At 72.4% G+C, this 22446-nt stretch carries 14 protein-coding genes and 1 pseudogene; 12 read left to right on the top strand and 3 right to left on the bottom strand.

From position 1 onward, the window contains the following. Window positions 1-232 precede the first annotated feature (232 nt). Window positions 233-3361 carry an isoleucine--tRNA ligase gene (gene ileS / locus ACZ5OX_RS03160; RefSeq protein ID WP_465628497.1) on the bottom strand — a complete coding sequence of 1043 codons (3129 nt, stop codon included), beginning with the start codon at window positions 3359-3361 and terminating at the stop codon, window positions 233-235. A 685-nt stretch (window positions 3362-4046) separates the two neighbouring features. On the opposite strand from ileS, the gene ACZ5OX_RS03155 reads away from it, so the two are divergent. From ACZ5OX_RS03155 to ACZ5OX_RS03140, 4 genes and pseudogenes are all read left to right on the top strand, one after another. Next, window positions 4047-4511, top strand: a complete 465-nt coding sequence (locus ACZ5OX_RS03155; RefSeq protein WP_402405290.1) for a TraR/DksA family transcriptional regulator — start codon at window positions 4047-4049, stop codon at window positions 4509-4511. 166 nt (window positions 4512-4677) lie between these two features. Further along, window positions 4678-5286 (top strand): annotated as a pseudogene (lspA, locus tag ACZ5OX_RS03150) (signal peptidase II); the annotation flags it as partial. A 94-nt stretch (window positions 5287-5380) separates the two neighbouring features. Next, the gene (locus tag ACZ5OX_RS03145; protein WP_449789832.1) at window positions 5381-6319 is read left to right on the top strand and encodes an RluA family pseudouridine synthase; all 939 of its coding nucleotides are present in this window, start codon (window positions 5381-5383) and stop codon (window positions 6317-6319) included. Window position 6320: 1 nt separating this feature from the next. After that, window positions 6321-6785 (top strand): GNAT family N-acetyltransferase, encoded by a 465-nt coding sequence (locus tag ACZ5OX_RS03140; RefSeq protein ID WP_465628495.1) that lies wholly within the window; start codon window positions 6321-6323, stop codon window positions 6783-6785. A 113-nt stretch (window positions 6786-6898) separates the two neighbouring features. Here the strand turns inward: ACZ5OX_RS03140 and ACZ5OX_RS03135 are convergent, their stop codons facing one another. After that, window positions 6899-7918 (bottom strand): mechanosensitive ion channel family protein, encoded by a 1020-nt coding sequence (locus ACZ5OX_RS03135; RefSeq protein ID WP_465628494.1) that lies wholly within the window; start codon window positions 7916-7918, stop codon window positions 6899-6901. 97 nt (window positions 7919-8015) lie between these two features. Here ACZ5OX_RS03135 and ACZ5OX_RS03130 point away from each other — a divergent pair, with 97 nt between their 5' ends. From ACZ5OX_RS03130 to dnaE, 8 genes are all read left to right on the top strand, one after another. Further along, complete coding sequence (locus tag ACZ5OX_RS03130; RefSeq protein ID WP_465628492.1) at window positions 8016-10793, top strand: alpha/beta fold hydrolase; 2778 nt, start codon at window positions 8016-8018, stop codon at window positions 10791-10793. Window positions 10794-10840: 47 nt separating this feature from the next. Next, window positions 10841-11698 (top strand): ABC transporter permease, encoded by an 858-nt coding sequence (locus tag ACZ5OX_RS03125; protein WP_465628887.1) that lies wholly within the window; start codon window positions 10841-10843, stop codon window positions 11696-11698. A 99-nt stretch (window positions 11699-11797) separates the two neighbouring features. After that, on the top strand, window positions 11798-12376 hold the full coding sequence (locus ACZ5OX_RS03120) for a dienelactone hydrolase family protein (RefSeq protein WP_465628490.1): 579 nt from the start codon (window positions 11798-11800) through the stop codon (window positions 12374-12376). 431 nt (window positions 12377-12807) lie between these two features. Then, complete coding sequence (locus ACZ5OX_RS03115; protein ID WP_465628488.1) at window positions 12808-14535, top strand: carbamoyltransferase family protein; 1728 nt, start codon at window positions 12808-12810, stop codon at window positions 14533-14535. A 145-nt stretch (window positions 14536-14680) separates the two neighbouring features. Next, window positions 14681-15406 carry an HAD family hydrolase gene (locus ACZ5OX_RS03110; RefSeq protein WP_465628485.1) on the top strand — a complete coding sequence of 242 codons (726 nt, stop codon included), beginning with the start codon at window positions 14681-14683 and terminating at the stop codon, window positions 15404-15406. A 112-nt stretch (window positions 15407-15518) separates the two neighbouring features. Further along, complete coding sequence (locus ACZ5OX_RS03105; protein ID WP_465628483.1) at window positions 15519-16646, top strand: MFS transporter; 1128 nt, start codon at window positions 15519-15521, stop codon at window positions 16644-16646. A 127-nt stretch (window positions 16647-16773) separates the two neighbouring features. Beyond that, window positions 16774-17619, top strand: a complete 846-nt coding sequence (locus ACZ5OX_RS03100; RefSeq protein ID WP_465628481.1) for a hypothetical protein — start codon at window positions 16774-16776, stop codon at window positions 17617-17619. 124 nt (window positions 17620-17743) lie between these two features. Then, window positions 17744-21277: a DNA polymerase III subunit alpha gene (gene dnaE, locus ACZ5OX_RS03095; protein ID WP_465628479.1), complete on the top strand. Its 3534-nt coding sequence runs from the start codon at window positions 17744-17746 to the stop codon at window positions 21275-21277. A 187-nt stretch (window positions 21278-21464) separates the two neighbouring features. Here dnaE and ACZ5OX_RS03090 read toward each other — a convergent pair whose 3' ends face one another. After that, window positions 21465-22352, bottom strand: coding sequence for a LysR family transcriptional regulator (locus ACZ5OX_RS03090; RefSeq protein WP_392869282.1), 888 nt, complete (start codon window positions 22350-22352; stop codon window positions 21465-21467). Window positions 22353-22446: the final 94 nt, after the last annotated feature.

Genomic DNA, 22446 nt, shown 5'->3' with positions numbered 1-22446 from the left:
TTGTAGCAGGGCCTTCTGAGGGCGCCCCCTTTCCGACCCACGGGTCGGGGAGGGGGCGCCCTTTGGCGTGCCTGGGGGCGTGCGCGAGGAGGTGGGGGCGCGCTCGTTGGTACGGGGCGCGGGCGTGGGGAACTCGGAGGGGGCGTGCGGGAGTTGGGGGGAGCGTGTGGTGTGGGTGGGTACGGCGAAGCCGCCGTCACCCCGGAGGTGACGGCGGCTCCGTGGTGGGGCGTCAGGCCTTGCGGAGCTGGAAGGCCAGGCCGAGGGACTCGTCGGTGAAGGTCTCGGACTCCCAGTCCGCCGCACCGGCGGCGAAGTCCGTGGCCAGGACCTCCTCGGCGACGAGGGGGCCGTGCTCGGCGACGGCCTCGGCGGTCTCCTCCGAGGTGGCGCGCCAGCGCAGGACGATCCGGTCGGCGACGTCCAGGCCGGAGTTCTTGCGGGCCTCCTGGATCTGGCGGATGGCGTCGCGGGCGATGCCGAGGCGCTTGAGCTCCGGGGTGATGGCCAGGTCGAGCGCGACCGTGGCGCCGGACTCGTTGGCGACGGCCCAGCCCTCGCGCGGGGTCTCGGTGATGATCACCTCGTCCGGGGAGAGGGTGACCGTCTCGCCGTCCAGCTCGACCGAGGTCTCGCCGTTGGCGCGCAGTTCGGCGGCCAGGCGGGCGGCGTCGGTGGCGGCGACCGCCTTGGCGACGTCCTGGACGCCCTTGCCGAAGCGCTTGCCCAGCGCGCGGAAGTTGGCCTTGGCACTGGTGTCGACCAGGGAACCGCCGACCTCGGCCAGCGACTCCAGGGTGGAGACGTTGAGCTCCTCGGCGATCTGCGCGCGCAGGTCGGCGGGTAGCTCCTCCCAGCCCTGGGCGGCGACCAGCGCGCGGGAGAGCGGCTGACGGGTCTTCACGCCGGACTCGGCGCGGGTGGCCCGGCCCAGCTCGACCAGGCGGCGGACCAGCGCCATGTGCCGGGAGAGCTCGGTGTCGATCAGCGACTCGTCGGCGGTCGGCCAGCTCGCCAGGTGCACCGAGGCCGGGGCGTCCGGGGCGACCGGAACGACCAGGTCCTGCCAGACCCGCTCGGTGATGAACGGGGTGAGCGGGGCCATCAGGCGGGTGACCGTCTCCAGGGCCTCGTGCAGGGTGGCGAGCGCGGCGGCGTCGCCCTGCCAGAAGCGGCGGCGGCCGCGGCGGACGTACCAGTTGGACAGGTCGTCGACGAAGCCGGAGAGCAGCTTGCCGGCACGCTGGGTGTCGTACGCCTCGAAGGCGGCGTCGACCTCGCGGACCAGGGTGTTCAGCTCGGAGAGCACCCAGCGGTCCAGCTGCGGACGGTCGGCCGGGGCCGGGTCGTTCGCCGAGGGCGCCCAGTTCGCGGTGCGGGCGTACAGGGCCTGGAAGGCGACGGTGTTCCAGTAGGTGAGGAGGGTCTTGCGGACCACCTCCTGGATGGTGCCGTGGCCGACCCGGCGGGCCGACCAGGGCGAGCCGCCGGCCGCCATGAACCAGCGGACGGCGTCGGCGCCGTGCTGGTCCATCAGCGGGATCGGCTGGAGGATGTTGCCCAGGTGCTTGGACATCTTGCGGCCGTCCTCGGCCAGGATGTGGCCCAGGCAGACGACGTTCTCGTAGCTGCTCTTGTCGAACACCAGGGTGCCGACGGCCATCAGCGTGTAGAACCAGCCGCGGGTCTGGTCGATCGCCTCGGAGATGAACTGCGCCGGGTAGCGCTTCTCGAACAGCTCCTTGTTCTGGTACGGGTAGCCGTACTGGGCGAAGGGCATCGAGCCCGAGTCGTACCAGGCGTCGATGACCTCGGGCACGCGGGTGGCGGTGCCGCCGCAGTCGCGGCAGGCGAAGGTCACCGCGTCGATGTACGGGCGGTGCGGGTCGAGGCCGCTCTGGTCGGTGCCGGTGAGCTCGGACAGCTCGGCCAGCGAGCCGACGCAGGTGAGGTGGCCCTCCTCGCAGCGCCAGATCGGCAGCGGGGTGCCCCAGTAGCGGTTGCGGCTGAGCGCCCAGTCGATGTTGTTGTTCAGCCAGTCGCCGAAGCGGCCGTGCTTGACCGTCTCAGGGAACCAGTTGGTGGCCTCGTTCTCGCGGATCATCGCGTCCTTGACGGCGGTGGTCCGGATGTACCAGGACGGCTGCGCGTAGTAGAGCAGCGCGGTGTGGCAGCGCCAGCAGTGCGGGTAGCTGTGCTCGTACGGCAGGTGGCGGAAGAGCAGGCCGCGCTCCTTGAGGTCCGCGACCAGGGCCTCGTCGGCCTTCTTGAAGAACTGGCCGCCGACCAGCGGGACCTCGGGGGCGAAGGTGCCGTCGCCGAGCACCGGGTTGACCACCGGCAGGCCGTAGCGGCGGCAGGTCGCGAGGTCGTCCGCGCCGAAGGCGGGGGACTGGTGGACGATGCCGGTGCCGTCCTCGGTGGTGACGTAGTCGGCGGTGAGGACGTAGTGGGCGTTCTCGATCTCGACCAGGTCGAAGGGGCGGCTGTAGTTCCAGCGCTCCATCTCCGCGCCGGTGAAGGACTCGCCGGTGGTCTCCCAGCCCTCGCCGAGCGCCTTGGCGACCAGCGGCTCGGCGACGACGAGCTTCTCGGTGCCGTCGGTGGCCACCACGTAGGTGACCTCCGGGTGGACGGCGGCGGCGGTGTTGGAGACCAGGGTCCACGGGGTGGTGGTCCAGACCAGCAGGGCGGCCTGGCCGGCCAGCGGGCCGCTGGTCAGCGGGAAGCGGACGAAGACCGAGGGGTCGACCACGGTCTCGTAGCCCTGGGCCAGCTCGTGGTCCGAGAGGCCGGTGCCGCAGCGCGGGCACCAGGGGGCGACCCGGTGGTCCTGGACCAGCAGGCCCTTGTCGAAGATCTGCTTGAGCGACCACCAGACGGACTGGACGTACGACGGGTCCATCGTCCGGTAGGCCTCGTCGAGGTCGACCCAGTACCCCATGCGGGTGGTCAGCTCGGTGAAGGCGTCGGTGTGGCGGGTCACCGACTCGCGGCACCTGGCGTTGAACTCGGCGATGCCGTACGCCTCGATGTCCTGCTTGCCGGAGAAGCCCAGCTCCTTCTCGACGGCGAGCTCGACCGGCAGGCCGTGGCAGTCCCAGCCGGCCTTGCGGGCGACGTGGTAGCCCTTCATGGTCCGGTAGCGCGGGAAGACGTCCTTGAAGACGCGGGCCTCGATGTGGTGGGCGCCGGGCATGCCGTTGGCGGTGGGCGGGCCCTCGTAGAACACCCACTCGGGGCGGCCCTCGGACTGCTCCAGGCTGCGCTGGAAGATCTTGTTGTCCTGCCAGAAGGACAGGATCTGGTGCTCCAGGGCAGGCAGATCCACCTGCGCGGGAACGGGGTTGTAGGAGCTCATCGCGGGCGTCTACCTCCGGCGGATGCTGGGACTGGATCCTCCGGAGGGACGAGACGGACCTGCCGCCCCGCGGTACCACCCTCCTTGGCCGCGGTGCTGCGTTCGCGGCCCTCTTGTTTGGGCTTGCTGCCGGGTCTAGTGGGCCACCGCGGTGATCGCGGCGGCCGTTCTTCCGGCGGCTCCGGGGTGATCTTCCCGCCGTGCACACCCCCGGGCTCACACCGTCCCCGGGTCGCTGGTGGCTGCGTACGTCGGTACTCGTCCCATCTGCGCCTTGCACGGCCAGTGTATCGGCCGGGTGAGTCGGTTTGTCCAAACCGTTTCCGGCGGGCGGGTGGGAGCGCTCCCCGGGGCGCTCTGGGAGCACTTCCGGGGCACTCCCGGAGCACTGCGAGGGCGTGCGGCGACGGAGGTTAGCCGGAGTCGATCTGGGCACAAATCTCTGAGCACACGGGGCGTGACGATTGGGGCGGCTGCCTGGGTGGGAACGTTATGAGGCGCCGGTATGTCATGTTGTGACCGGTTTTGATCGGGATTATCGTTCCGGCACTGGGAGCCGCCGGGAACCGGCGGCTCGATTCGTTCGTAGATGGGGTCGAAAGCCATGGCTGAGAAGGGAACCGGCGCGGGTACCGCCACCAAGCGGGCACGCAAGGCCGTGGCGGTCGACCCAGGGGAGGGGACCGTGACCACTACCGCACCGAAGAGCAGCACCGACACCGTCACCGCGTCGCGCGGCGCCGAGTCGGTGGACCCGGCCACGCTGCCGGTCCGGCCCGGCGAGGACCCGTGGACCACCGAGGAGGTCCACGAGCTGCACGACGAGCTGATCAGCGAGCTGGACCGGCTCCGGAACGAGATCGACGCCGCCGAGACGGCCATCTCCGGCCTGATGCGCGACTCCAACGACGGGGCCGGCGACGACCAGGTGGACGCCGGTACGAAGAACATCTCGCGGGAGAGCGAGCTGGCGCTCGCCAACAACGCGCGGGACAGCCTGGCCCAGACCGAGCGCGCGCTGGAGCGGCTGGAGGGCGTCGGCTTCGGCACCTGCGAGTCCTGCGGCCAGGCCATCGGCAAGGCCCGGATGCAGGCCTTCCCCAGGGCGACGCTCTGCGTGCAGTGCAAGGCCAAGCAGGAACGCCGCTGAACCGGGCGACCGGAGCGACGCGGGGGGTCGGGCTTGCCGTACGCTCGACCCCGTAACGTCGCCTGAATAACGTCGCCTGACGCGTTCGTGAACGCGGGCAGGCCGGCACGGGCCCACCACCCTCCCCCTCCAGCGGACCGGGGGAACTCCATCGGCAGCGGAGCGGATCATCAGTACGCAAGGTTCCCCCCAGACCCGGGACGACGCCGTCCCGTCCCCCGCCGATGCCGTGGAGGTGCCCGTGACCGAGCCGACCGGGGCGTCCGCGGACGCCGCCACGGCCGAGAAGCCCAAGGGGCCGCGCCGGGTCGGCGTGCTGCTGGTCGTCGCCGTACTCGCCTTCCTGATCGACCTCGGCAGTAAGCTGCTGGTCGTCGCCCGACTGGAGAACCACGCGGCGATCAAGGTGATCGGGGACGTCGTCACCTTCCAGGTGATCCGCAACTCGGGCGCGGCCTTCGGGATGGGGCAGGCGCTGACCGTCGTCTTCACGATGATCGCCTCCGCCGTCATCGTGGTGATCTGGCGGATCGCCCGCCGGCTGTACAGCCTGCCTTGGGCGATCGCGCTCGGGTTGCTGCTCGGCGGGGCGCTCGGCAACCTCACCGACCGGCTGTTCCGCGCGCCCGGCGTGTTCCGCGGGCACGTGGTGGACTTCATCTCCGTCCAGCACTTCGCGGTGTTCAACCTCGCGGACTCGGCGATCGTCTGCGGCGGGATCCTGGTGGTCCTGCTCTCCTTCCGGGGCAGCAACCCGGACGGGACCGTCCACCAGCCGGCGGAGAAGGCCGAGAAGACGGAGCAGGCCGAGAAGTGGGCCGGGCCACCGGCGGGCGGGGGCGGGTCGCGTTTCCGGCATACTCGTACGGGTGAGTACCGCAGCGCAGAACCGAAGCCTCCCCGTACCCGACGGCCTGGAGGGTGAGCGCCTCGACGCCGCCCTGGCCCGGATGTTCGGCTTCTCCCGGACCAAGGCCGCCGAGCTGGCCGCCGACGGCAAGGTCACGCTCGACGGCGCCGTGGCCGGCAAGTCGGACCGGGTCACCGCCGGTTCCTGGCTGGAGGTCGAGATCCCCGCCCCGGCCGCCCCCGTGCAGGTCGTCGCCGAGCACGTCGAGGGCATGCGGATCGTCCACGACGACGAGGACATCGTGCTGGTGGACAAGCCGGTCGGCGTCGCCGCGCACCCCAGCCCGGGCTGGAGCGGTCCCACCGTGATCGGCGGACTGGCCGCGGCCGGGTACCGGATCTCCACCTCGGGCGCCGCCGAGCGCCAGGGCATCGTGCACCGGCTGGACGTCGGCACCTCGGGGCTGATGGTGGTCGCCAAGTCCGAGCGCGCCTACACCGACCTCAAGCGGCAGTTCCACGACCGGATCACCGAGAAGCGCTACCACACGCTGGTGCAGGGCCACCCGGACCCGATGAGCGGGACGGTGGACGCGCCGATCGGGCGGCACCCCAGCTCGGACTGGAAGTGGGCCGTCACCCGGGACGGCAAGCCGTCCGTCACCCACTACGACCTGATCGAGGCGTACCGGGCCGCGTCGCTGCTGGCGATCAAGCTGGAGACCGGACGCACCCACCAGATCCGCGTCCACATGTCCGCGCTGCGCCACCCCTGCGTGGGCGACCTGACGTACGGCGCCGACCCGACGCTGGCCAAGCGGCTCGGGCTGACCCGGCAGTGGCTGCACGCGGTGTCGCTCGGCTTCGAGCACCCGTCGGACGGGCAGTGGGTCGAGTTCTCCAGCGAGTACCCGGAGGACCTGCGGAAGGCGCTGGACATCATCGCGGCGGAGAGCTGAGGTGACGGCCGCCGCGATCCGGGTCGCCGTGGGGGAAGCGGACCTGGAGCTGGTGCGCGCCGTCCGGCACGAGGTCTTCGTCGTCGAGCAGAACGTGCCGGAGGAGCTGGAGTACGACGAGTACGACGCGACCTCGGTGCACCTGCTGGCCGTCGGGGCGGACGGGGCCGCGCTGGGGACGGCGCGGCTGATCCACGGTGAGCCGGCGCGGAAGCTGACGGGCGGTGTCGACGGGCGGGTGCTGCTGGGGCGTCTCGCGGTCGTCGCGGCGGCCCGGGGGGCGGGGCTGGGCGCGGAGCTCGTGCGGGCGGTCGAGGCCGCGGGGGCCGAGCACGGGGGTGCGGAGGTCGAACTGCACGCCCAGGTGCAGGCGCTCGGGTTCTACGAGCGGCTGGGGTACGTGGCGGAGGGGCCGGTGTACGACGACGCGGGGATCGCGCATCGGACGATGACGCGGGTGCTCTGAGGCGATCGAGGCGGGTGGGGCTGGACCTCCGGGGGTGGGTTTCCGGTGGTCGCCTTCCGCTCCGCGCAGCTCCCCGCGCCCCTGACGGGGCGCGGGGAGCTGCGTTTCTCGGGTCAGGTGTCGGTGGTGCGCAGGCGGGGGAGGGCGTGGGGGTGTTCGTCGCGCAGGTGGGCGATGAGCTGTTCGCGGATGTCGAAGCGGAGCTGGGCGGCGTCGTCGGGGGTGCGGGCGGTCATGGTGGCGCGGACGACGATGGTGCTGGGCGTGGTGTCCGTGACCTGGAGGGCCCACTCGGCGCCGTCCCAGAGCGGGTGCCGGTCGAGGCGGGCGCGCAGGGTGGTGCGCAGCTCGTCCACCGGGGTGGTGTGGTCGAGGTGGAGCAGGACGGCGGCCAGTAGGCCGGGGTCGCGGCGGGTCCAGTTCTCGAAGGGCTTGTTGACGAAGTACGAGACCGGGACGACCAGCCGGCGGTAGTCCCAGAGCCGGACCACCAGGTAGGTGAGGGTGATCTCCTCGACGGTGCCCTGCTGGCCGTCCACCACCACGGTGTCGCCGATCCGGACGGTGTCGCTGAAGGCGATCTGGAGGCCGGCGAAGAAGTTGCCCAGGGTGCTCTGGGCGGCGATGCCGGCCACGATGCCGATGAGGCCGGCCGAGGCGAGCAGGCTGGCGCCGACGGTGCGCATGGCGGAGAAGGTCAGCAGCATCACGGCCACCGTGACCACGACGATCAGCGCGCTGACCACGCTGCGCAGCATGCTGATCTGGGTGCGCACCCGCTGGATCCGGGCCGGGTCGTCGACGCGGGTCTCGTAGCGGCTGAGCAGGGCCTCCAGGGCGGCGGCCACCACGCGGACGGTGAGCCAGCCCAGCGAGGCGATCAGGAGCAGCAGGAGCAGGTGGTGCGCGCCGTCGTCGCCCGCCGTGCGGAGGATCCGCTGGAGCGGCTTGTTGGCGAGCAACAGGGCTGATGCCACGGTGAGTTGGAGCGGGATCCGGCATCTGCGGAGCAGTGGCCAGACCGGGGCCGAGGGGTGGCGGGCGGCGGTCCGCTGGAGGGCCTGGTCGACGATCCAGCCGACCGCCAGGGTGGCGGCGACGGTGGCGAGGAGCGAGATCAGCAGCCAGGGCATGGGCCGTACGATACTCGGGCGCAGTGGGGTGAAACGGGCGAAATGGTGTGGTGGCCTTATCGGACGCCTACCCGGATGGCCGATACGATCAGCGCCCATGGAGTTCGGTGGGGCATGGCGTCGTTGGCGCGCCCGGGGAACAGCGGTCAGACGCAGGCTGCTGGCCGGGGCGGTGGCCCTGGTGGCGGTGGCCGCGGCGGGTACCGCGACGGTGGCGTCCGGCGGTGAGCAGACGGTCCATCGGGAGGACCGTTTCCTCGGCATGCCGGAGACCCCCGGCAGCGCCGAGCAGGTCCAGCTGGACACCTCGTTCTTCACCACCGAGGGCGGCGGCCCGCGCCCGGCGGTGCTGCTGGCGCACGGCTTCGGCGGTTCCAAGGAGGGTCAGCGCGAGCGCGCCGAGCAGCTGGCCCGGCAGGGGTACGCGGTGCTGACCTGGTCGGCGCGCGGCTTCGGGCGCTCGGGCGGCCGGATCGGGCTGAACGCGCCGGACCGCGAGGTCGAGGACGTCAGGCACCTGGTGGACTGGCTTGCCCAGCGGCCCGAGGTGCGGCTGGACGCGCCCGGCGACCCGAAGGTCGGCATCACCGGCGCCTCGTACGGCGGGGCGGTGTCTCTGCTGGCCTCCGCGTACGACCACCGGATCGACGCGGTGGCCACCCAGATCACCTGGTGGAACCTGGCCGACGCGCTGTTCCCGCAGGGTGTGCAGGGCTCGGGCGCGGCTGACGGTGTGTTCAAGAAGCTGTGGGCCGGGATCTTCTTCACCACCGGCGCGGCCGGGGACCTCGGGCCCTCCGGCGAGGCGCCGCGGGAGAGCGGCGGCGCGGAGCCGAAGACGGACGGGCCGGTCGGCTGCGGGCGGTTCCTGGAGTCGCTCTGCCGGATGTACGACCGGGTCGCCACCGCCGGGCACGCCGATCCGGAGGCCGTCGCGCTGCTGGAGCGTTCCAGCCCGTCCTCGGTGGCGGCGCAGCTCAAGGCGCCCACGCTGGTGGTGCAGGGGCAGCAGGACTCGCTGTTCCCGCTGGACCAGGGGGACCGCATCGCCCGGGCGGTGGCCGCCAACGGCGCACCGGTGGCGGTGGACTGGTTCGCCGGCGGCCACGACGGGGGGACGGACACCAGCGCAAGGGTCGACGACCGGGTGACGGCCTGGTTCGACCACCATCTGAAGGGGCGGGGCAACGACACCGGCGCCGCGTTCCGGGTCACCCGCACCGGCGGGCTCGACTCGACCGGCTTCCAGGCCGTGCTGCGCGGGGCCACCGCCGACCGGTACCCGGGGCTCGGCGGCACCGGCTCGCGGACCGTCGAGCTGGCGGGCGGCGAGCGGACCCTCGCCAACCCGCCCGGCGGCGCGCCGCCCGGGATCTCGACGCTGCCGGGCGTCGGCGCACTCAGCCAGGCGGCCTCGCTGGGCGCCGGGCTCTCACTGGACTTCCCCGGGCAGAACGCCGCCTTCGACTCGGCGCCGCTGGACTCGCCGCTGCACCTGACCGGGCAGCCGACCGTCCCGGTGCGGGTGACGGCGGACCGGCCGGACGCCGTGCTGTTCGCGAAGCTGTACGACGTCGGGCCGGACGGCAAGGCGGTGCTGCCGCAGCAGCTCGCCGCCCCGCTGCGGGTCACCGGCGCCGACGCCGGACAGACCGTCACGGTGGCGCTGCCGACCGTGGACCACACCTTCCCGGCCGGGCACCGGGTGCGGCTGGTGCTGGCGAGCACCGACCTCGCGTACGCCTCGCCGGTCGAGCCGGCCACCTACCGGGTGGCGCCGGCCGGGGCGCTCACCGTGCCGACCGTCGAGGAGCTCGTCACCGAGGCGGCGCCGCTGCCCGCGCGCACCTGGGTGCTGCCGGTGATCGCCGTGCTGGTGGCCGCGGCCCTGGTACTGGCGCCGCGGCTGCGGCGCCGGCGGACCGCCACCGGCCCCGCCCTCGATCCGGAGCTGGCCGCGGTGCCGCTGTGGATCAACGGGCTGAGCAAGCGCTACAAGGGTGCCCAGGATCGTTACGCCGTGCGGGAGTTGAGCTTCCGGGTGGAGCAGGGGCAGGTGCTCGGGCTGCTCGGGCCGAACGGCGCGGGCAAGACCACCACGCTGCGGATGCTGATGGGGCTGATCCGGCCGGACGCCGGGGAGATCCGGATCTTCGGGCACCTGGTGCGGCCCGGCGCGCCGGTGCTGTCGCGGGTCGGGGCGTTCGTGGAGGGCGCGGGCTTCCTGCCGCACCTCACCGGGCGGGCCAACCTGCGGCTCTACTGGCAGGCGACCGGACGGCCGGAGGCCGACGCGCGCTTCGACGAGGCGCTGGCCATCGCCGGGCTCGGCGAGGCGCTGGACCGCGCGGTGCGCACGTACTCGCAGGGCATGCGGCAGCGGCTGGCGATCGCCCAGGCGATGCTCGGGATGCCGGACCTGCTGATCCTGGACGAGCCGACCAACGGGTTGGACCCGCCGCAGATCCGCGAGATGCGCGAGGTGATGATCCGGTACGCGGCCGGCGGGCGGACCGTGATCGTCTCCAGCCACCTGCTGTCCGAGGTCGAGCAGAGCTGTACGGACCTGGTGGTGATGGACCGCGGGCAGCTGGTCACGGCCGGCCCGGTCGCGGACATCGTGGGCGCCGGCGAGCTGCTGATGATCGGCATCGCCGGGCCGTACGACCCGGTGCCGGTGGTCGAGAAGGTGGGCGCGCTGGCCGGGGTCGGCTCGGTGGAGGCCGTCGAGGGCGGGCTGCTGGTGCGCCTGGACGGACTGGCGGCCGGCGCGCTGCTGGCCGAACTGGTGCGGCTGGAGGTGCCGGTGGAGAGCGCCGGGCCGCAGCGGCGGCTGGAGGACGCGTTCCTGTCGTTGATCGGAGGTGGAGCGTGAGCGTCGTTCCCGAGGACCGCGCCGAGTCGAAGGACCGTGCCGGATCGATGGACCGTGTCGGGTCGGCGGACCACGCCGAGGGGTACCGGGCGAGCCGGACGCTGCCGCTGCGGGTGGAGGCGATGCGGCAACTGCGCCGGCGCCGCACCATGGTGATCGGTGGGGTGCTGGCCGCCATGCCGTTCGTCATCCTGGCCGCGTTCCAGATCGGCGGTACCCCCGGCCGCCCGGGCCGCACCACCTTCATCGAGCTGGCCACCGCCTCGGGGGCCAACTTCGCGGTCACCATGCTGTTCGTCGGCACCGGCTTCATGCTGGTGATCCCGGTCGCGCTGTTCTGCGGGGACACCGTCGCCTCCGAGGCCAGCTGGTCCTCGCTGCGCTACCTGCTGGCCGCGCCGGTGCCCCGGGCCCGGCTGCTGGCCCGCAAGTTCGCGGTCGGGCTGGCGTTCTCCGCGGTGGCGGTGGCGATGCTGCCCGCGATCGGACTGGTCGTCGGCACGGCGGCGTACGGCTGGGGAGACCTCAAGCTGCCCGCCGGGGTCAGCCTGCCGGCCGGACAGGTGCTGCCCCGGATCGCCATCGCGGTGGCCTTCGTGTTCCTCGGCGAGATCGTGATCGCCGCGCTCGCGTTCTGGCTCTCCACGGCGACGGACGCGCCGCTGGGTGCGGTCGGCGGCGCCGTGTTCGCCTCCATCATCACCGGGGTGCTGGACGCCGTCACCGCGCTGGGCGACCTGCGGGAGTGGCTGCCGGCGCACTGGCAGTACTCCTGGGCGGACGCCCTGCAGCCGCAGCTGGAGTGGGGTGGCATGGTGCAGGGCGTCTCGCTGTCGCTCTCGTACGCGGTGGTGCTGCTGGCGCTGGCGTTCCGCGGCTTCGCGCGCAAGGACGTGGTGTCCTGAACGACCGCCGGGCCCCGGCCGGACGTGCGTTCGCGGGGCCCGGCGGGGGATGCGCGATCATGGGTGGGTAGCTGACCTCCCTGGTGAAGGACCCTGACCGTGGCCCAGATCATCCTCTTCCACTCCGCCTACGGACTGCGCCCGGCCGTGCACGCCGCCGCCGCCCGGCTGCGCGCCGCCGGGCACACCGTGCACACGCCGGACCTGTTCGACGGGCGGACCTTCGATTCCGTCGAGGAGGCGCAGGAGTTCCAGGAGGAGCTCGGCGGCCGCGACGAGCTGCTGCGGCGGGCGGTGACGGCGGCCGCGCCGGTGTCCGAGGGCGGGCTGGTGTACGCCGGCTTCTCGCTCGGCGGCGCGGTGGCGCAGAACCTGGCGCTGGCCGACGAGAAGGCGCGCGGACTGCTGCTCCTGCACGGCACCTCGGACCTGCGGGAGGACGCGGCCACCGAGATCCCGGTGCAGCTGCACATCGCGGAGCCGGACCCGTTCGAGCCGGAGGACTGGCTGAACGCCTGGTACCTGCGGATGCGGCGGGCCGGGGCCGAGGTGGAGGTGCACCGCTACCGGGGCGCCGGACACCTGTTCACCGACCCGGAGCTGCCGGACTGGGACGAGGAGGCGGCCGAGCGCGCCTGGGCGGCGTCGCTGGACTTCCTGGCGGAGCTGGACGACTGACGCCTCGGCCGGGAGCCGGCGCCGTGACCGAGAACCGGCGCCGGGCCGGAACCCGGCGCCGTGACCGGGAACCGACGTCGAGACGGAACCCGGCGCCGTGACCGAGAGCCGGCGCCGGGCCGGAAGGACTGTTTCCGGACAGCTACGGACCGTGATCGAGGCCCGAGTGGTCCAGACCTCTCGGGCGTCCCGCGCCGCCCGGCCAGCACTGATGGCCGGACCGGGTGTGATCGTTCACCGTGCGGCCGCCCCGGCGTAACGGTCGGCGGGCCCGTCCGGACGGCCGGAATTCCCAGGGCGTTGTTGATCTCCCGTGAATTGCCTTCATAGCATCGGTGTGCACTCCAACCCTCACTTGCCTGACGAATCCGTGGAAATGCCTTCGAGTCCTACCTCGGGCCATTTCCCGCGAACCCAGCTTGGAGCGGCACATGCTTGTTCTCGGAATTACCAACAACGACCTGGCCGGCGCCTGTCTGGTTCAGGACGGGACTGTCCTCGCGGCCGTCAGCGAGGAGCGGTTCACCCGGGTCAAGGACCACAACGCCTGGCCGGAGCGATCCATCGAGTACGTTCTGAAGGAGGCCGGGGTCACCCTTTCCGAGGTCGACCGGGTGGCCTACGGATGGCAGGCGGGATTCGACGCCGAAAAGCACCTGCTGCTCTATGTGGACCGCATTTCGGAGGAGGCCCTGCAGCGCCCCGAGGCGCTTCCGCACCTCCGTAAGCGGATATCCGACGAAATTCGCAACGACCGCGCGAAGCGCGCCGAGTTCGACGCCTTCATAGAGGACAACGGGCTGCGCGCCAAGGTGGTTCACGTCGACCACCACGAGTCCCACGGGCTCGGTGCCTTCCTGTGCTCGCCGTTCGACGAGGCGCTCGTGGTCACCTGCGACGGCCGCGGGGACTTCCAGTCCCTGACCGTCACCCACTACCACCCCGGCGGCGAGGAGGTGCTCCAGCGCGAGACCTCGATCGACAGCCTCGGCTACTTCTACGGCCGGATCACCAAGCTGCTCGGCTTCCGCCCCAACCGTCACGAGGGCAAGATCACCGGCCTGGCCGCCAACGGCGACCCGGACAAGCTCCTCCCGCTGATGCGGCGGATGATCGACGTCGAGGAGGACGGCTCGATCCGCGCCCGCTGCGGCGACTGGTACCAGCCGTCCTACGACGGCTACTCCGACGAGCTGCTGCGCGAGATCGCGACCCACGAGCCGGCCGATGTCGCGGCGGCGGCCCAGCGGCACGTGGAGAACCTGCTGACCGCGGTGGTGGCGCGGCACATCGGCCGGGTGCCCAGCGGCAACGTCTGCCTGTCCGGCGGGGTCTTCGCCAACGTCAAGCTGAACCAGCGGATCTTCGAGACCCCGGGCGTGCGGAACATCTACGTGCTGCCGCCGATGGGTGACGGCGGGCTGCCGCTGCAGGCCGCCGTGGTGGTGGCCCACCGGGAGACCGGCGAGCGCCCGCGGGTGCCCTCGATGGCGCTCGGGCCGGACGCGGCGATCTCCGAGGGCCGGCTGGAGGAGATCCTGCACGACTACCCCGAGCTGCGCTACCGGCGGATCGGCGAGGACATGCGCGAGGTGCTGCTCGCCGCGCTGGAGGCGGACCAGGTCATCGGCACCTACCGCGGCCGGATGGAGTTCGGCCCGCGCGCGCTCGGGCGGCGCAGCGTCATCTACGGCACCGCCGACGTGACGATGAACGACTGGCTCAACAAGCGCCTGAACCGTACCGAGTTCATGCCCTTCGCGCCGATCACCGCCGAGGACCTGGCGGCCGACTGCTACGTGGGCTGGGACCCCGAGCAGCCCTCGGCGCTGTTCATGACGATCACCTACGACTGCCACGAGACCTTCGCCAAGGCCTGCCCGGCGGTGGTGCACGTCGACAACACCGCCCGGCCGCAGATCGTCCGGGCCCAGGACGACCCGTTCCTGCACGGTCTGCTGATGGCCTGGTACGAGCGCAGCGGGCAGGCCGCGCTGGTGAACACCTCGTTCAACAAGCACGAGGAGCCGATCGTCGGCTCGCACCGCGACGCGCTCGACCCGGTGCTCGACGAGGTGGTCGACCTGCTGCTGGTGGACGACGTGTACCTGGTCTGGAAGGACTCCGCCGAGGGCTTCATGGCGCGGCAGTCGGCCTGACCGGGCCCGATCCCGGGAGCGGGCCGGGCGGGCGAGGGGCCAGGCTGCGAAGTGAGGTCTAGTCCAATTGACCGTCCGGCCCGTCGGCCGGGAGAGTGTGAACCATCGTCAGACCGTATGGCGCGAGCGCCGAGTGAGGAGACCGATGCAGCCGCAAGCCGGAACCCGGTACGAGGTCGAGGCCGTCGTCTTCGACATGGACGGGGTCCTGATCGACTCCAGGCCGGTGATCGAGGAGGCGTGGCGGTCGGTGGCTCGGCGCCACGGCCGGGTGCTGACGGACCCGGAGCTGGAGGAGTACGTCCACGGGCGGACCGGCGACCAGACGGTCCGGTTGATCTTCCCGGACCACTCGGACGCCGCCCGGAAGGCGATCTGGGCCGAGGTGGACACCGTCGAGGAGGAGGCCCCGTACCCGGTGATCCCCGGGGCCGACGGGCTGGCCACCCGGCTCCGGCGGGCGGGCGTGCCGGTGGGCCTGGCCACCAGCAGCTGGCCGCGGAAGATCGAGAACGCGCTCGGCGGGCTCGGCCTGCTCGACGTCTTCCGGGTGCGCGTCACCCGGGACGACGTCGAGCGGGGCAAGCCGCACCCGGACCCGTACCTGGCGGCCTGCCGGGGGCTCGGGATCCGGCCGCAGCGCACGCTGGTCTTCGAGGACTCGGTCAGCGGGGTCCGCTCGGCGGTCGACGCGGGGGCGGTGTGCGTCGGCATCGGCGGGCCGGCCCTGGTGGCGGCGGGCGCGGTGGTCGCGGTGCCGGACTTCACCGCGCTGGTGGTGGACCACGGCGGTGACGCGGGGCCGCTCGTGCTGACCGACCCGGACGGGCTGGTGGCGGTGGTGCTGACGGCCGGGCCGCACGGTGGCTGAGCCGGGGCGGGCGGCGGCGGACGTGTCGGCGGGCGCTCCGGCGGATGCGATGGCGGGCGTGCCGGCGGGGGTGGCGTCGGGGGTGGCGTCCGGGGCGGCGGACGCGCCGGTGATGGCCAGGTCGGCGGCCGTCTCGGCGTTCGGCGTCTTCCTCGTCCTGGGAGTGCTCACCGCCTCGCTCGGAGCCTCGCTGCCCTTCCTGCGGGAACGTTTCGGCGCCGAGCACGAGGTGGGACGGGTGGTCTCCGCCTACAACCTCGGCGCGCTCGCCGCGACCGTCGGCATCGGTCTGCTCGGGCGGCGGCTGAACGTCAGGGCGGCGCCGCCCCTCCTGCTCGCCGTCTTCGCGGCGGGCGCGGCCGGGATGGCGGCCAGCCCCGGCTGGGTCGGCTACCTCGGCTGCGCGGCGGTGGCCGGCGTCGGCTACGGCGGACTGGCGCTCACCCTCAACACGGCGTTCGCGCGCGGCTTCGCGGGCAACAGCGTGGTGATGGTCAACCGGCTGAACGCGGTGTTCGGGATCGGCGCGATGCTGGGGCCGCTGGCCGCCGGGGCCCTGGGCCGAACCGACATCCGGCTGCTGGCGCTGGCGGCGGCGGTGTGCTCGCTGCCGTGCTTCCTGGTCGGGCGGGCCGGGGCGGTGCTCGCCGCGGCGCCCCGGACCGGAGCCGACGACCGCGGCGGGGCCGGTGGACGGCGGGGCGGGGTCGTCGTGGCGTTCCTGCCGTTCCTGCTGGTCGGCCTGGTGTACGCGGGCCTGGAGACCAGCATCGGCGCCTGGCAGTCGACCCAGCTGGTCCGCGAGGGCTGGAGCACCCAGGCGGCGACCACCGCGGCCTCGGGGTTCTGGGCCGGGCTGGCCGTCGGCCGCCTGGTGATCCCGCAGCTGACCCGGCGGGTGCCGGGCCGCACCGCGCTGCCGGCCTACCTGGCGGCCGCGTTCGGCGCGCTGGCGCTGGCCGCCGTGCCGCACCTCGCGGTGGCGGCCTACCCGCTGGCCGGGCTGGCGCTGGCGCCGGTGCTGCCGACGCTGATCGCCTGGGTCTCGGGCGTGGCGGAGGTGCCGCAGCAGGCGACCTCGGTGCTGACGCTCTGCTGCATGCTCGGCAACGCCGTCGTACCGGCGGTGGTGGGGGCGCTCGGCGGGTCCGGCGGGCCGGTGGTGATACCGGTGGTGCTGGCGGGGGCGTGCCTGCTCTGCCTCGGACTCGCGGGATGGCTGCGGGCCGTACGGCGGTGAGCGCCGGCCGGCCCGGGCGGGAGCGGGCCGGCGGGCGGGCGGGTGCCCCGCGCGGGGGCCGGGCGAGGGGCGCGGCTCGGGGGCCGGGCGAGGGGCGCGGCTCGGGGGCTGCGGCACGATGGACCCCATGCACACCGACCACTACGCGCCGACGACCACCCTGCCCGGGCTCCTGCAGCGCGGCCGCGGCCAGGGCGCGCTGATCGCCGCCGAGGACGGCCCGTCGGTCGCCGAGCTGGTGTACGGCTGCATCCGCTGGGATTGGCGGTGGGACCCGACGGCCGACGACCGGGACCGCTACCTCGCCCGTCTGATCCGGGACTTGGGGCTGCCGCTCGCGCCGGTGGTGGAGCTCCTGTCCGGCGACGAGGGCACCCGGCACCGGGCCACCCGGGTCCTGGAACTGCTCGCGCTCGGCGGCTCGGCGCAGGCCCGGGCGGCACTGCCGGACCCCGCCCCGGCGCCGGACGGCCCGATCCCGCACCGCCACCCGAAGGACGCCTGCCCGGACCGCGGCGACGCGTACCCGTCGGCGGGCCCCGGCGACGAGCGCGACATACCGGCCCTGGTCGCCGAGCTGGAGCGGTGCTGGGTGGCGCGGACCTGGTGCGGCCCCGCCGCCCTCGCCCGCGACCTCGCCTGCTTCGGCCCGCGGGCCGCCGACGCCGTCTCCCTGCTGCGCCGCTTCTGGCTCTCGACCCCGCACTCGTCCGAGCGCCCCGCCTACCTGGAGGCGCTGGCGGCGATGGGGGCCGCGGGCATGCCCGAGGTGTACGTCGAGTCGCTGGACGACTGCGAACCGCGGGCCCGGCTCCTCGCCGTCCGCCACGCCCCCGACCGGCCCGCCGTGCGGGCCCGCCTCGGCCGCCTCCAGGACGACCCGCTGGAGGCGCCGGAGGTCCGCGAGGCCGCCGCGGCGCGACTCTCGGGGCTGGGTCGCCAGCTGTTCGAGGGGGCTAAAGTAGACGCGTGAACGTGTGAGTGGTGGTCCGGGCCCCGAGAGGCGCTCCGGGCCACATCCATTTCCAGGGCATTCCCTGTGAGCTGCACGTTCGCCGGCCCACCAGACCAGCACCAGAGCCTCCGGAGGCCCCGCCTTGAGCGACCAGCCGTTCGCGCATCTGCACGTCCACACCGAGTACTCGATGCTGGACGGTGCCGCCCGGCTGAAGCAGATGTTCAAGGAGGTCGAGCGCCTCGGTCAGACCCACGTGGCCATGACCGACCACGGCAACATGTACGGCGCCGCCGAGTTCCACAAGCAGGCCACCGCCGCCGGCATCACGCCCGTCATCGGCATTGAGGCGTACGTCGCCCCGGAGTCCCGCTCCAACACCAAGCGCATCCTGTGGGGCCAGCCGCACCAGAAGCGGGACGACGTCTCCGCGTCCGGCGCGTACACCCACAAGACCATCTGGGCCCGCAACAAGGAGGGCCTGCACAACCTCTTCAAGCTGACCTCGCGCTCCTACGCCGAGGGCTGGCTGGTGAAGTGGCCCCGGATGGACAAGGAGCTGATCTCCGAGCTCTCCGGCGGCCTGATGGCCACCACCGGCTGCCCCTCCGGCGAGGTGCAGACCCGGCTGCGCCTCGGCCAGTTCGACGAGGCCCTCAAGTCGGCCGCCGACTACCAGGACATCTTCGGCAAGGAGAACTACTTCCTGGAGCTGATGGACCACGGCCTCGACATCGAGAAGCGGGTCCGCGACGGGCTGCTGGAGATCAGCAGGAAGCTGGGCATCCCCCCGGTCGTCACCAACGACTCGCACTACACCACCGAGGCCGACGCCGGCGCGCACGACCTGCTGCTCTGCGTCCAGACCGGCAAGAACCTCTCGGACCCGGACCGCTTCCGCTTCGACGGCACCGGCTACTACATCAAGTCCGCGGCCGAGATGTACGCCCTCGACTCCTCCGACGCCTGGCAGGAGGGCTGCCGCAACAGCCAGCTCCTCGTCGCCTCCCGGGTCGACACCGAGGGCATGTTCAAGTTCAAGAACCTGATGCCCCGCTTCCCCATCCCGGAGGGCTTCGAGTCCGAGGCGGACTTCTTCAAGTCCAAGGTCTGGGAGGGGATGGACTGGCGCTTCCCGAACGGGTACGACGAGGAGCACAAGAAGCTCGCCGAGTACGAGATGGACACCATCATCCAGATGGGGTTCCCGGCGTACTTCCTCGTGGTCGCCGACTTCATCATGTGGGCCAAGAGCCAGGGCATCGCGGTGGGCCCCGGCCGTGGTTCGGCGGCCGGCTCGCTGGTCGCGTACGCGATGGGCATCACCGACCTCGACCCCATCCCGCACGGCCTGATCTTCGAGCGCTTCCTCAACCCCGAGCGCATCTCCATGCCCGACGTCGACATCGACTTCGACGAGCGCCGGCGCGGTGACGTGATCCGCTACGTGACCGAGAAGTGGGGATCCGACAAGGTCGCCATGATCGTCACGTACGGCACCATCAAGGCGAAGGCCGCCATCAAGGACTCCTCGCGCGTCCTCGGCTACCCGTACGCGATGGGCGACCGGATCACCAAGGCGATGCCGCCGGACGTCATGGGCAAGGGCATCCCGCTCTCCGGCATCACCGACCCCTCGCACCCGCGCTACAGCGAGGCCGGGGAGATCCGCGGGCTGTACGAGACCGACCCGGACGTCCGGAAGGTCATCGACACCGCGCGCGGCATCGAGGGCCTGATCCGCCAGCCCGGCGTTCACGCCGCGGGCGTCATCATGTCCGCCGAGCCGCTGACCGACCACATCCCGGTCTGGACCCGGCACACCGACGGCGTCACCATCACGCAGTTCGACTACCCCACTTGTGAGAGCCTCGGCCTCCTCAAGATGGACTTCCTCGGCCTGCGCAACCTGACGATCATGGACGACGCCGTCAAGGCGATCGAGAAGAACAAGGGCATCAAGATCAACCTGCTTGATCTGCCCCTGGACGACAAGCCGACCTACGAACTCCTCGCCCGCGGCGACACGCTCGGCGTCTTCCAGCTCGACGGCGGGCCGATGCGCTCGCTGCTGCGCCTGATGAAGCCCGACAACTTCGAGGACATCTCCGCCGTCCTGGCGCTGTACCGCCCGGGCCCGATGGGCGTCAACTCCCATACGAACTACGCGCTGCGCAAGAACGGGCAGCAGGAGATCACCCCGATCCACCCGGAGCTGGAGAAGCCCCTGGAAGAGGTGCTCCGGCCGACGTACGGCCTGATCGTCTACCAGGAGCAGGTGCAGAAGGCCGCGCAGATCCTGGCCGGCTACTCCCTCGGCCAGGCCGACCTGCTGCGCCGGGCGATGGGCAAGAAGAAGAAGGAGATCCTGGAGGCGGAGTTCGTCCCCTTCCAGAAGGGCTGCCGCGAGCGCGGCTACTCCGACGCGGCCATCCAGGCCGTGTGGGACGTCCTCGTCCCCTTCTCCGGCTACGCGTTCAACAAAGCGCACACCGCCGGCTACGGGCTGGTCTCCTACTGGACCGCCTACCTCAAGGCCAACTACCCGGCCGAGTACATGTCCGGCCTGCTCACCTCCGTCAAGGACGACAAGGACAAGTCCGCGGTCTACCTCAACGAGTGCCGCAAGATGGGCATCCAGGTGCTGCCGCCGGACGTCAACGAGTCGGACTCGGACTTCACCCCGCACGGTGACACCCTGGTCCGCTTCGGCCTGACCGCCATCCGCAACGTCGGTGGGCCGGTGGTCGACTCGATGATCCGGACCCGGAAGGCGAAGGGGAAGTTCGCGTCCTTCCCCGACTTCCTGGACAAGGTGGAGTCAGTGGTCTGCAACAAGCGGACCGTCGAATCGCTGATCAAGGCCGGTGCGTTCGACTCGCTCGGGCACACCCGCAAGGGCCTGAGCGCGCAGTTCGAGCCGATGATCGACAACGTCGTCGGCGTGAAGCGCAAGGAGGCCGAGGGACAGTTCGACCTCTTCGGCGGCGACGCCACCACGGACGAGCCGAGCTTCGGGCTGGACGTCGTCTTCTCCGAGGAGGAGTGGGAGAAGTCCTTCCTGCTCACCCAGGAGCGGGAGATGCTCGGCCTGTACGTCTCCTCGCACCCGCTGCACGGCATCGAGCACGTGCTCGCCGACAAGGCGGACTGCGCGGTGGCCGACCTCGCGGAGCGGCCGGACGGGACGATCGTCACCATCGGCGGCATCATCTCGGGCCTCCAGCGGAAGATGACCAAGCAGGGCAACGCGTGGGCGATCGCCACGGTGGAGGACCTCGCGGGGTCCATCGACTGCATGTTCTTCCCGGCGAGCTACCAGCTGGTGTCCTCGCAACTGGTCGAGGACGCCGTGGTGTTCGTGCGCGGCAAGCTGGACAAGCGGGAGGACGTGCCGAGGCTGATGGGGATGGAGCTGTCCGTCCCCGACCTGTCGAACGCCCACGCCGAGGCGCCGATCACCATCAACATCCCGAGCGGGAAGATCACCCCGCCGCTGGTGGCCCGGCTCGGCGAGGTGCTCGGGAGCCACCGCGGCACCACCGAGGTGCGGGTGCGGCTGGAGGGCCGCAACAAGACCACGGTGCTGCGGTTGGACCGGCACCGGGTGAAGTCGGACCCGGCGCTGTTCGGGGATCTGAAGCAGCTGCTCGGGCCGAGCTGTCTGGCGGGGTGAGGCCGGGCGGCGGCCGGGAGCGGCTGCCGGTGCTCGAGTGCGGGTAGCGGCCTTCCGCTTCGCGCAGTTCCCCGCGCCCCTTCGGGCGCGGGGACTTCTGTTGTGGGGAGGGGGCGCGGGGGCGAGGGGAACGGGGAGCTGCTGGCGGGGGAGCGGCGGTGGGCGGCGTCGGGAGGGTGCGGGGGTGTCAGGTGCCGCTGCCGAGGCCAGGTGGGACGGCCGTGTGCAGGGCCGAGACGAAGGCGGAGATGGCCGGGTGGGAGCCGGCGCCGGCGCGGAAGGCGGCGCGGGTGCGGCGGTACATCGGCAGGCGGGTGAGGACGACGCCGGGCGGGAGTCCGGCCGTGCCCAGGTGGGGCACCAGGGCGACGCCCTGGCCGGCCGCCACCAGGGCCAGCACGGTGGTGAAGTCGTCGATCTGGTGCCGGATCCGGGGTGCGAAGCCCGCCGCCTCGCAGGCGCGGACGGCCATGGTGTGGCAGAGCGTGTCGGGCGGCGACATGATCCACGGCGCGGCGCGCTGCTCGGCGACGGTGCCCGGGACGCGGGCGGCCAGGTACATGGGTTCGGTGAAGACCGGGCGGGTCACCGCGAGGCCCGGCTCCGGGTCGGTCGGGACGAGGTCGTACTCGTGCACCAGCGCCACGTCCAGCTCGCCCGCCCGCAGCGCCGCGCCGACGGCCGCCGGGTCCACCTCGGTGACCATCGGCTCCAGCCCCGGGTGCCAGCTCGCCAGTTCGGCGAGCACCCCCGGGATGATCGCCCGGGCCGCCGAGGGGTAGGTGCCGATCCGCAGTGGGCCGGCCAACCCCCGCTTGGTGTGGGCGAGTTCGGCGCCGGCCTGCTCCAGCAGGGCGAGCACGGCCTCGGCGTGCCGGACCAGGTTGCGCCCCGCCGGGGTGAGGGTGACCCGCCGCCCGGTGCGCTCCAGCAGCGGGACGCCCGCCTCCTTCTCCAGGACGGATAGCTGCTGGGACACGGCCGAGGGGCTGAAGGAGAGCGCCTCGGCGACGGCCGCGATGGTGCCGAGGTGGGCGAGTTCGCGCAGCAGGCGCAGGCGTCGGACGTCCAGCATCGGTCCAGCCTAGTCGGGCACCGGCCCGGGCACCGGCCCGAGCATCGGCTCAGCTTACGAGTAGCGTCGGAAATGTGAACTGGACCTGGGCGAT

Source organism: Kitasatospora sp. NPDC032121 (genome assembly GCF_055580145.1).
This window is presented reverse-complemented; position numbering and strand designations above follow the sequence as displayed.

Coding starts and splice junctions, on each gene's coding strand:
- ACZ5OX_RS03125 (WP_465628887.1), top strand. CDS start 10,841: ATGGACCGTGTCGGGTCGGCGGACCACGCCGAGGGGTACCGGGCGAGC.
- ACZ5OX_RS03110 (WP_465628485.1), top strand. CDS start 14,681: ATGCAGCCGCAAGCCGGAACCCGGTACGAGGTCGAGGCCGTCGTCTTC.
- ACZ5OX_RS03135 (WP_465628494.1), bottom strand. CDS start 7,918: ATGCCCTGGCTGCTGATCTCGCTCCTCGCCACCGTCGCCGCCACCCTG.
- ACZ5OX_RS03130 (WP_465628492.1), top strand. CDS start 8,016: ATGGAGTTCGGTGGGGCATGGCGTCGTTGGCGCGCCCGGGGAACAGCG.
- ACZ5OX_RS03090 (WP_392869282.1), bottom strand. CDS start 22,352: ATGCTGGACGTCCGACGCCTGCGCCTGCTGCGCGAACTCGCCCACCTC.
- ileS (WP_465628497.1), bottom strand. CDS start 3,361: ATGAGCTCCTACAACCCCGTTCCCGCGCAGGTGGATCTGCCTGCCCTG.
- ACZ5OX_RS03105 (WP_465628483.1), top strand. CDS start 15,519: ATGGCCAGGTCGGCGGCCGTCTCGGCGTTCGGCGTCTTCCTCGTCCTG.
- ACZ5OX_RS03115 (WP_465628488.1), top strand. CDS start 12,808: ATGCTTGTTCTCGGAATTACCAACAACGACCTGGCCGGCGCCTGTCTG.
- ACZ5OX_RS03100 (WP_465628481.1), top strand. CDS start 16,774: ATGCACACCGACCACTACGCGCCGACGACCACCCTGCCCGGGCTCCTG.